The sequence below is a fragment of the Clostridium sp. FP1 genome (genome assembly GCF_011065975.2).
In the GTDB taxonomy this organism is placed as follows: Bacteria; Bacillota; Clostridia; order Clostridiales; family Clostridiaceae; genus Clostridium_AD; species Clostridium_AD tagluense.
Genome location: NZ_JAAMNJ020000001.1, coordinates 4,290,174 through 4,302,152, shown reverse-complemented (window position 1 = coordinate 4,302,152; position 11,979 = coordinate 4,290,174). Strand labels below are relative to the sequence as shown.

The window sequence follows — 11,979 nt, the reverse complement described above, 5'->3', positions numbered from 1 at the left end:
GGTGAAAGAGCATGAAAGTAGACAAGCTACATAAGGTATCAATAGTAATTCCAAGCTACAATGGTCTGAAATATATCAGGGTTTGTTTGGAGTCTTTATACAGTCAGTCTTTTCAAAGCTTTGATATCATAATAGTGGACAATGCCTCACAGGATGGTAGCTGTGAATTCATTTTAGAAAACTATCCTAAAGAGAAACTTATATCTTTAAAAGAAAACTACGGCTTTAGCAGGGCCGTGAACGAGGGTATAAAAGCTTCCAATTCAGAATATGTGGTTTTATTAAACAATGATACGGAAGTAGACAAGTTTTGGCTCCAAAATTTAGTGAAATGCATTGAAGATGATGAAAATATATTCTCTTGCTGTAGCAAAATGATGCAATATTCAGAAAGAAATAAAATTGATGATGCAGGGGACGGGTATACAATTTTAGGCTGGGCTTATAAACGTGGAGATGGAGCTTCATGGGAAAAATATACTAAAAATCAAAAAGTTTTTAGTAGCTGCGCAGGAGCTGCAATCTATAGAAAAGATTTATTAGAAAAAGTTGGATATTTTGATGAGTCTTTTTTTGCTTATATGGAAGATGTTGATATTAGCTACAGAGCTAAGTTAAATGGATATAAAAACATCTATTGTAGTAAGGCTATTGTTTATCATATCGGCAGCGCTACAAGTGGAAGCAAATATAATAGCTTTAAAGTAAGGCTTGCTGGTAGAAATAATATTTATCTAGTTATAAAAAATATGCCTAATTTACAATTGATTGTAAATTTACCGTTCTTAATGATTGGATTTTTAGTGAAAGTAGTATTCTTCTATAAAATAGGTTTTGGAAATGATTATATAAATGGCGTTAAGGAAGCCTTTAATAAATATTCTCTTATAAAAAAAACTAAGTATTATAATAAAAATTTAGCTAATTATTTAAAAGTAGAATATGAGCTAATTATAAATACTTTTTACTATATACTACTAAAGCTAAAAAAATCCTTAAGGCATTTTATAGTTATACTAAGATAATATTAGCTATGTAATGAGTGAAAATAATTACAACATTTTACTAAATTGTAATATGATTTAAATTGAAGTTATATTATAATTTGGTAAAAATTAAGAACGAGGGTTTTAGTAATGATAGATATATCAATAATTATAGTAAACTATAATACAAAAAAATTACTAGGGGATACAATTAAGTCTGTTATAGATACAGGGGATAATACTAAATATGAAATTATTGTTGTTGATAATGATTCCTCCGATGGAAGCATTGAGATGGTTAAAAGGCAATATCCAGAAGTTAATCTAATAGAGAATAAGGACAACCTTGGGTTTTCAAAAGCGAATAATATAGGGATTAAAGAAGCTTCTGGACGTTACATTTTACTTTTAAATTCTGATACAAAAGTTCTTGAGGATTGCCTCCAAAAATGTTTGCATTATATGGATAGTAATATGGAAATAGGTGCACTTGGATGCAGGTTACTACTTGGTAGTGGCAAGCTTGACCATGCTTGCAGACGTGGGTTTCCAACGCCAGAGGCTTCTTTATATTATATATTAAAGCTTCATAAATTATTTCCAGCTAGGAAAAGGTTTGGGAAATATACGTTGAACTACCTTCCCATTTATGAAATAAATGAAGTGGATGCTCTTACAGGAGCTTTTATGATGGTTAGAAAAGAGGTACTTAGTAAGGTAGGCCTTTTGGATGAGACCTTCTTTATGTATGGAGAAGATCTGGACTGGTGCTTTAGAATAAAAAAGGCTGGTTACAAGGTTATTTATTATCCAAAAGCTGTAACTATACACTATAAGGGTGGCAGTAGTAAAAGGAAAAGATATAAGACTATTTATGAGTTTCACAGAGCCATGTATATATTTTATAATAAGCATTACCGTAATAAATATAATTTTATAGTTACTGGAATTGTGTTTGCTACAATAATAGTAAAAATGTCAGTGTCTTTTTTTATTAATTTCTTTAAACTAAGGTAAAGCTGAGTCTTTCAGTAATTAACGTAGATTAGTTAGTATTTTACTTAGGGGGGTATTTTTTAATATGATAAGGCAAAATCAAAAATACTTAAGCAAAGCTCTTGTACTTATTGACGCTATTTCTATTATATTGGCTCTAGTCTTATCCTGGATTATTAGATTTAAAAGTAGATTTATTAATATAAATGATGGACATTTAACCTTTGAGCAATACCTTTTTCCACTGATATTTATAATACCTTTATACCTTTTTATTTATAGCGTATTTAGTTTATACACAACTCAAAGAGTGAGAAAACCATTTGAAGAATTAATCAGTATTATAAGGTCCAATGTGGTAGGAATCTTAATATTTATTTTAGCACTTTATTTATTTAAGGTTGTAGACTATTCTCGTTATCTCATATTTATTTTCGGTATATTGTGCATTACATTTACCTTTATTGAAAGATTCATAATGCGTTTAATACTTAGAAGACTAAGAAAAAATGGCTATAATCTTAAGCATATCCTTGTCATAGGCTTAAGTGAAATGACCTATGAACTTATGAGTAAATTAGTTTTTAACGCCCATTGGGGATACAATATTATAGGTATTCTTGATGATAATGTAGAAGTAGGAAGTATAAACAATAATAATCTAAAGGCTGAGTTAAATAATTTTGATCAAGACACCTATGAGGAAGTAGCAGCTACATTGGAGTATTATAAAGGCATAAAAATCCTGGGTAAAATTGATAGCTTACAGTCATTTTTAAATGAATTTAATGTGAATGAGATATTTATAACTCTTGATTTAAAGGAATACTTCAAAATAGGGAGCATAATTGGGGTTTGTGAAAAGATGGGAATTAGAGTTCAGATTATTCCTGGATATTATAAATATATACCTTCCAAACCTTATCTTGAGGATATGGATGGGCTTCCAATGATAAATTTAAGATATGTACCTCTTGATAATTTTCTAAACAATTTTATAAAGAGGGCATTTGATATAGTGTTTTCAATCTTAAGTATTATTTTATTTTTACCCATAATGCTTGTAACTTCTTTAATAATGAAGCTTACATCACCAGGCCCCATTATATTCAAGCAAGAAAGAATTGGACGAAATCGAAAGCCCTTTACTATGTATAAGTTTCGTTCTATGAAAGTACAACGGACTGAAGATGAGGTTAATAAGTGGACTACTAAGGAAGACTCTAGAAAAACAAAATTTGGATCATTTATACGGAAAATAAGTATTGATGAGCTTTTGCAGTTGTTTAACGTTTTAAAGGGTGATATGAGCCTTATTGGTCCAAGACCAGAGCGTCCTTTTTATGTGGACAAATTTAAGGAAGAGATACCCAAATACATGATTAAGCATCATGTTAGGCCGGGGATGACAGGCTGGGCCCAGGTTAATGGTTGGAGAGGGGATACTTCCATCCATAAGAGAATAGAATATGACATATATTATATTGAAAATTGGAGCATTACTATTGATATGAAAATTCTTTTCCTTACAATATTTAAGGGATTTATGAATAAGAATGCATATTAATAGTAACTCTTTCATAAATTCATTTATACACATAAAATCACTCTTAGGGAATTTTTACTGAGAGTGATTTTATATTTTTTTTGATAAATGAAAAATCAACATATATAAAGGAACAGTAGGATAAAAAAATCAATTGTCAAACAATTTATATATTGCTAATGTAATATATAAATAGTATAATAATACAATAATGTAAAAATAGGGAATTTTAAATGTATTTTATTTTTATGTTTATAAAAAAGGGGGGCATTATTTTGAATAAAAAACTAATCTCAGCAGTTATAACTGCTACTCTGCTTGCAACTAGCAGTTTACCTGCAATGGCTAAAGGAATTCAGTATACAGACAGCAATACGAAAAGCTTTGGAAATTTAAAAACAGATAAACCAGTTAAATCCGATGAATTAATTATCAAAGCACAAATCAGTAAAGCTATTTTAGGGCAAGGAGTTGATAATCCCAAAACTGAAAAAACTGTGGAATTACTTCTAGTATGTGAAGGAAGTGATATAACCCAAAAATTAGAAAGTCTAGGTGCAGAAGTAAACAAAATGAGTACAAGCGTTTATGTTGTAAATATTCCTGCAAATAAAGCAAATAATATTGGTAATATAAAAGAAGTTAAAGCTGTTGGTAGAGATAAAATATTACAATTACCTAAACCTATTGATTTGGAAGAAGCTAAGGACCTAAAGGGTGGTATAGCTCAGCCTAACTTAGAATACTGTAACGAGGTAGTAGGAATGACAAAGTTCTGGAGAGCGGGGTTTGATGGTAAAGGAACAAAAATAGCTATCATTGATACAGGCGTAGAACCAGGGAATGAAATGCTTACCCTTACTACCGATGGTAAGATTAAAATTGTAGATTATCAAGATTTCTATAAAAAATATACTGATTTTGGTGAAGGCGATGTAAAATTAAAAGAAACAGATGTTAAAACAGCGGATGGAAAAAAATATATAGAAGATGGAGAAGCAAAAATGTATTTACCAGATAGTGCGGGCGAAAAGGTATTATTTGGATATTTCTTTGAGGAACCTGTATATAGGGTTGATAGTAGTACTAACAAAAAAATTCCACATGATTTAAATAATAATGGAACTTTTAAAGATAAATTCCCAGTAGTTGTTATGAATTATTCTGATTCGGATAAAGCAAATGATAAAATATTTGTAGACACTAATGCAGACAATGACTTTACAAAAGAAAAAGAAATGGGCGTATATAAAGAGCTCGTAAAACCTATGGCAGATAAAGTTATATTTGAAATGGGTGAAGATAAAAAACCTGTATTAAAAGATGGAAAACCAGTAGTTAAAGCTGAATATGAAAAGACATATAATAAATTATCAAATAAATTTGTGGATGCTGGCAAGGGGAAAAATCCAGTAGGAAGTCAATATAATTTTGTAGCAACTGAAGTTGAAAATAGAGAACTTAAAGATGGAAGCAAACAATGGATTGTAAATTTAGGATACGATGGAAATGAGCACGGTTCTCATGTTTCGGGAGATGCAGCAGGAAATGGGTATGAAGTACTCCCATTTGTAGACAAGACATTAAAAGATAAAGAAGGAAATTTAATAACTGATGGAACTTTAAAAGGGGCTGCACCAGGAGCTCAAATAATGGCATGTAGAGTATTCCAAAGTCATTCTGGTACGCCACAATCTGCATATATGGCAGCTATGGAATATGCTTGTGAAAATGGAGCAGATACTGTTAACATGAGTCTTGGAAGTTTACCAGACTTAAATGACCAAAGAGAGCCATCGGCTATCTTAGTAAATACATTAACTAAAAAATATGGCACTATTTTTGCTATTTCAGCAGGAAATGAAGGACCCGTTACAAACTCAATAGGAACCCCAGGAACTAGTGAGTGGGCAGTCACAGTAGGTGCGTATAATCCAGCATGGTCAAACTATGGATACCCTACAGTGCCAGATAATATGTGGTACTTTTCAAGTAATGGACCAACAGAAGATGGTAGATTAAAACCAACAATAGTAGCTCCAGGAAGTCAAGTTTCATCATATCCAATGTGGTTTGCAGAAAAAATAAGAGCAGGCAAAGAGGAAACTGTAGGACACGGATTAATGCAAGGAACAAGTATGTCAAGTCCATATACAGCAGGTGTGCTTGCTGCTATAAAGCAAGCTATTAATGAAAAAGGTATAGCATATCACCCACTTGTAGTTAAAGAAGCTATATTTGAAACTGGAAATAAAGATTTAAACAATAAGATCTATAAGCCAGCTGAAATAGGTGGGGGTATGATTGATCCAAACTTAGCATTAACATATTTAGAAGGCTTAAAAGGAAAAGGACTAGATCAAGGAAGTTTAAAGAAAGATGGAAGTTATATAGATAGAAATGATATAGTATTAAAGACTGAATTTAACTATACAGAAAAATTAAATTATACTCCAGAAGGACTTTATGTAAGAAATGGCGATATTCCAAATGAAGTAAAGGTTACAATTACTAATACTAAGAATCAAGCAGTAAACGTAAACTTGGTTAAAGACAGTTATAATGAAAAGGTATACAAAACAGAATGGTTAACATTACCGCAAGATACTCTTAAATTATCAGCAGGGGAGTCTAAAACTTTAACTTTAAAAATAGACAAGTCTAAGCTAAATCAAGGAGTAAACTCATTAATAATTAGAATGGATGATCCTAGTACTACATTAAATGAAGGATTCATTCCAATAACCCTAGTTAATTATTTAGATTTAAATATAAAAAGCCCAGTTGTAACTGAAAGTCAATCAAGAGAATTTGGTTTACAAGAATGGGACAAGCACTTTATAAAAATTCCTAATGGAACAGAAAAGGTAAAAATAACGCTTGAAAGAAATGATAAAGAGGATTTAAGCTATGTATCTGCATTCGTTGCAGAACCATCAGGAATACAAAGAGAAGATTTGGGAGGGGCAAGACTTCTTAATGTTGGGAAACAAGAAATAATTCTTGACAATCCTACAGCAGGAACTTGGGAAGTGGCAGTATATTCTAGCAGAGGTTCAATAGGAACATATGGTCCAGACGCTGCTACTAAAGCTAAAGGAAAACATACCATAAAAGCAGAAATGCAAGGAGTGGTTATTGACCCATCGGTAGTTTTATATGAAGGTAAGGCTGGGGAATACATTGAAAAAGACCTTGCCATGAAAATTTTAAATGCTACAGAAAATGATTCAAAAGCAATAACGCTGAAAGCTACTGGACTTGTAGGAGAAAATACAAATATAGTTAAAGAAAGAAAAACTATTAATAATGGGGATACCACATTAGTACCATTTACTATACCAGAAAATGATGCAAATATAGTAGCTAGATTCCATACTAGAAATCCACAATTCGCTGGGGATGATATAGATCTCGAGCTTTATAAAGTTGATGAAAAGGGAGAATTAGGAGATAAGATTGCATCATCAGGTAATGGCGGCAGTGATGAAGATATTTATTTAGAATCCCTTAAAGCAGGTAAATATGCCTTAGCAATAATTGCATATGGAACAGCAGATGTTACAAATTATGATTTCACAATGCAAGTAGCTAATTCATCACATGGAGAAAATGTTATAGAAATTAAGAATCCCAATGTTACTCTTGATAGACAAATAGCAAATATAAGTTGTGGGTTAAAAATACCAAATACGCAAGGAACTCATAGAGGATTTATAATTGCTGTAGATGAAAAAGGAAATGTTGTTGGAAAAGCAAAAGTAGAAGCAAAGGCTAAAGGAATAGCTACAGGAATAGCAGTTCAGACAGCAAATATGCCAAAAGAAATTAAATTAGCCGCAGATGCAAAGATTGAGATAAATGCTGTAAATTACACACTTAAAGATCAAGAAGTAACATTGATTTTTGCTGTATATGATAAATTGACTAATAAATTAGTAGGATATGCTAAAGATCCTAAAGTTGTAAAAGCTGGAGGAAAAGCTACCCTTTCAACGAGCTTTAAAATGCCTACTGATGGAGATTATATAGTTAAATGCTTTGTTTGGGATAGTATAGAAGGACAAGAATCTTTATCAGAAGCAATTCAAATACCCGTAGTAAAGTAATGCAAGTAATTATAAAAAGATGTGGTCAATACGCTTTCCTCATCTTTTTATAAATGACTTAGACTACAGTTCAATATATGATAAAAGGGGGAGAAGAATGGGGAAATTAAAAAAAAGGCTTAGTTCAGTTTTAGCAATATTATTTATTGCTATGACTTTTTTAAGCTATGTACCGGCAAAAGCTGCTGAAACTATTACAGAAGTTGCTTTTTTAGGAGTTGAGCATTCGCCATTAGTGGAGGGTGATTCTGAGACCTTTTACTTAAGGGCTATGGGAGCAGAGAAAGTGCAGTACAGAATATTCCAAAATAAGATTGGAAGCGATAAGTGGGAGGAGTTAACTCCGAACTACACTAATGCTGGAAATGCAAATGATATTACTAAGGTGGCTGGGTCAGCTAAATATGAAGTTGGAAAGTACAAACTTTCTATTTGGGTAAAAAAAGCAGACACGGAAGGTAATTTTAAAAACAAAAACGGTGGATATGATAGTTATTATATTTCATATCTAAATTGTGTAAATAAGGATAATAACAACAGAGTTTATACTAATGGAGATATGAATATAGAAAAGGATAACTATGTAGTTGGAGAAACCATAAAAGTAAATGGAATCGAAGACATCTCAGGAATGAAAGACCCATACACTTACAAATTACATGTCTATGATGTAAATAGTAATGCGTGGAAACTAGATAATGAGGCTTATAGAAAAGATCTAAGCTTCCTAGCTGATAAACCTGGTACTTATGTTCTAGATGTTTGGGCTATGTCATCAAACTCTACTTTATGGGGTAAGGAAGCTAAATTTAATGGACGTATATATGAGGCTTGGAAATTAAAAGTAATAACTGTTACTGAAAAGAAAGTACAGCCTGAAATTACAGAAATTAATATCAAGGAAAATGGAGTAATATATGGTTCAAAAGATTTAAAAAACCCAATGGAAATAAACAAAAAAATTAATATAACAGCAAATGATGTTGTATTAAATAATGCAAATGTTAAAGGCAATGTTACAATAACTGGCAACAATGCAACTTTGAATAATGTTAAAGTTGAAGGAACTTTAATCCTTAATCCAGGAGAAAAAGGTACAGTAAAGCTTGATAATGTAACTGCGGGTACTATAGAGGTTCTTTCAGGAGCAGCAAATAGTATTCACTTTAACAATATTAATGTAAAAACATTAAATGTTAATAGTACCAATGCTAAGGAATCAGTTAGAATAGAAATTAAAGGTAAAACAAGTATTGAAAAAACAGAGGTCAAATCAAGTGTAATACTTGATGCCGCAGAAGGTTCCTTTGGTAATATTGAGGTTTTAGAAAATCAAAGCAAAACTGAGAGTTTAATTGAACTAAGAGGAAGCTTTGATAAAAATATAATAGTTAAAACTAAAGCAACTCTAAAAACAGCTAAGGATGCTAAAATTTTAAAGGTTGTTATAGAGCCTGCAAATAATGAAAAAATAACTCTCGATGGTAATTTCGGTCAAGTAGAAGTAAATAAGAAAGCAGTTGTTGCTACAACTGAAAACACTAAAATAGAGAAAATAACTACTAATAGTCCAGTAGTTTTGGAGCTAGGGAAGGGTTCAACAGTTACTACATTAGATCAGAATGGTCAAACTGTTGCACAAACAGGTTTAGGAACAGTTGAGAAAAAAGTAAATCCATCAAAGCCAACACCACCATCCACAGGTGGAGGATCAAGTGGAGGATCAACAGCGGCTTATGATGTTGTAGGTGTAAGTCTAAATAAAACAACTTCAGAATTAACAATAGGTGACATATTACAATTAACAGCAACAATAAATCCAAGTAATGCAAGAAATAAAAATGTAACATGGACTAGTAGTGATCCGCTAGTAGCTACAGTTAAAAGTAATGCAGGAGTAAAGGCAGATATAAAAGCAATAGGTGTAGGAACTGCAACTATTACAGTTAAAACTGAGGAAGGTTGGAAAATAGCTACTTGTGTAATTAACGTAGCAAAAGTGCCAGCACCAACCTATGCTGTTACAGGGGTAAGTCTTGATAAGAGCACTGCCAATACAACATCGGGACAGTCAATAGAGTTAACAGCCACAATAAATCCAGAAAATGCAACAAATAAAAACGTAACATGGACTAGTAGTAATCCACTAGTAGCTACAGTTGCAAGTGGTGCAGGAGCAAAGGCAAATGTAAAAGCAACAGGAGTAGGAACTGCTACTATTACAGTTACTACTGAAGATGGTGGAAAAACAGCTACTTGTACAATTAAAGTAGCAGATGTGCCAGTTCCTGTTACGGGAGTAAGTCTTAATAAAACCACTGCTGATTTGACAGCAGCTGGAGAACTAAAATTAACAGCCACAATAAATCCAGAAAATGCAACAAATAAAAATGTAACATGGACTAGTAGTAATCCACTAGTAGCTAAAGTTACAGGTAGTGCAGAAGCGATGGCAGATATAAAAGCAATAGGAGTAGGAACTGCGACTATTACAGTTACTACTGAGGATGGTGGTAAAATAGCTACTTGTATAATTAAAGTAGCAAAAGTGCCAGCACCAACTTATGCTGTTACAGGAGTAAGTCTTGATAAATCCACTGTTAATACGACATCAGGACAAGTAATAGAGTTAATAGCAACAATAAATCCAGAAAATGCAACAAATAAAAAAATAACATGGAAAAGTAGTAACGAAGCTGTAGCAACAGTTACAGGTAGTACACAATCGAAGGCAAATGTAAGTGCAATAGGAGCAGGAACTGCCATTATTACAGTTACTACTGAGGATGGTGGAAAAATAGCTACTTGTTTAATTACAGTAGAAACTACAACAAGCCCTGAAATAGAGCTTAACGCAGTTGTAAAAATTGAACAAAAGAAAGTTACTGTATCCGTAGACAATATTAAGGCTTTAAATCAACAAATTACAATAGCAATCTATAAAGAAAATAAGGATATAGCTTTCATTGATCAATTAACTGCTGATTCAGCAGGGAAAGCTGTATTTAATACTATTTTAGAAGCAGGTAAATATCATGGTCTCGTAAAAGCATCTAATGCTTCTTTAAGTACAAAATTAGATTTTGAGATAGTACAAACTGGTATTAGTATTAAGGTAGAAGGAGTAAGTCTAAACAAAACAACTGAAAGTGTAACAACAGGACAATCGGTAGAGTTAATAGCAACAATAAACCCGGACAATGCAACAAACAAAAATGTAACATGGACTAGTAGCAATGAAGCTGTAGCTAAAGTTACAAGTAGTATAGGAGCAAAGGCAGATATAAAAACAATAGGAGCAGGAACTGCCATTATTACAGTTACTACTGAAGATGGTGGGAAAATAGCTACTTGTGCAATTACAGTAACAACTACAACAAGCCCTGCAATAGAGCTTAATGCAGTTGTAAAGATTGAACAAAAGAAAGTTATTGTAGCGGTAGATAATATTAAGGCTTTAAATCAACAAATTACAATAGCAATCTATAAAGAAAATAAGGATATAGCTTTCATTGATCAATTAACTGCTGATTCAGCAGGGAAAGCTGCATTTAATACTATTTTAGAAGTAGGTAAATATCATGGTCTTGTAAAAGCAGCTAATGCTTCTTTAAGTACTAAATTAGATTTTGAAATAGTGCAAACTAGTATTGGCATTAAGGTAGAAGGAGTAAGTCTAAACAAAACAACAGCAAGTGTAACAACAGGACAATCAATAGAGCTAGTAGCAACAATAAACCCAGACAATGCAACAAATAAAAATGTAACATGGACTAGTAGTAATGAAGCTGTAGCTAAAGTTACAGGTGGTATAGCAGCAATGGCAGATATAAAAGCAATAAAAGCAGGAACTGCCATTATTACAGCTACTACTGAAGATGGTGGGAAAATAGCTACTTGTGCAATTACAGTAACAACTAGCTCTGCTATAGACTTTAATGTAAGTGGAATGGTAGAAGCAGTAAGTAGTGACAAAACAACTGCCAGCTCATCCAAAGCAGGAACTTCAGTTAGAGTGAATACAGTAAGTTTTTATAAACCAATTGTAAAATTCAAATTAGATGACCTACTAAAAGTAGTAGAAACAATAGAGTAAGGTAATATAAAAAATTAAATAAAAAAAACTTGGCCATAGCAAAGGAGGAGAACTACCGAAATTTATATTTCGGTAGTTTTTCGTCATGCTGATTTTTGAAGTACAAAACATGATTTTTTTATTAGTTAACAAATAAATTTCTAATTAAGCATCAGGAAAATATAAAACAGTACGAAAAATAGCATTTTATAGAAATCATTATTTACCCCAACAGCAAACAATGATATAATACAATCATATGATTTT

5 protein-coding genes are annotated in these 11,979 nt (G+C 32.1%); all 5 read left to right on the top strand.

What is annotated here, in order from left to right; genetic code table 11:
- Positions 1–11 precede the first annotated feature (11 nt).
- The 5 genes from G9F70_RS20555 (at position 12) to G9F70_RS20535 (ending at position 11,733) form a co-directional block, all read left to right on the top strand.
- On the top strand, positions 12–1,025 hold the full coding sequence (locus G9F70_RS20555; protein ID WP_164945535.1) for a glycosyltransferase family 2 protein: 1,014 nt from the start codon (positions 12–14) through the stop codon (positions 1,023–1,025).
- Between the two features lie 111 nt (positions 1,026–1,136).
- Positions 1,137–2,003 (top strand): glycosyltransferase family 2 protein, encoded by an 867-nt coding sequence (locus tag G9F70_RS20550; protein WP_224617714.1) that lies wholly within the window; start codon positions 1,137–1,139, stop codon positions 2,001–2,003.
- Positions 2,004–2,067: 64 nt separating this feature from the next.
- Positions 2,068–3,549: an undecaprenyl-phosphate glucose phosphotransferase gene (locus G9F70_RS20545; RefSeq protein ID WP_164945534.1), complete on the top strand. Its 1,482-nt coding sequence runs from the start codon at positions 2,068–2,070 to the stop codon at positions 3,547–3,549.
- A 254-nt stretch (positions 3,550–3,803) separates the two neighbouring features.
- A complete protein-coding gene (locus tag G9F70_RS20540; RefSeq protein ID WP_164945533.1) occupies positions 3,804–7,637 on the top strand; it encodes a S8 family serine peptidase in 3,834 nt (1,277 codons plus the stop codon).
- Positions 7,638–7,734: 97 nt separating this feature from the next.
- A complete protein-coding gene (locus G9F70_RS20535) occupies positions 7,735–11,733 on the top strand; it encodes an Ig-like domain-containing protein (protein WP_164945532.1) in 3,999 nt (1,332 codons plus the stop codon).
- The last annotated feature ends 246 nt before the right edge of the window (positions 11,734–11,979 follow it).

Coding starts and splice junctions, on each gene's coding strand:
- G9F70_RS20555 (WP_164945535.1), top strand. CDS start 12: ATGAAAGTAGACAAGCTACATAAGGTATCAATAGTAATTCCAAGCTAC.
- G9F70_RS20550 (WP_224617714.1), top strand. CDS start 1,137: ATGATAGATATATCAATAATTATAGTAAACTATAATACAAAAAAATTA.
- G9F70_RS20545 (WP_164945534.1), top strand. CDS start 2,068: ATGATAAGGCAAAATCAAAAATACTTAAGCAAAGCTCTTGTACTTATT.
- G9F70_RS20535 (WP_164945532.1), top strand. CDS start 7,735: ATGGGGAAATTAAAAAAAAGGCTTAGTTCAGTTTTAGCAATATTATTT.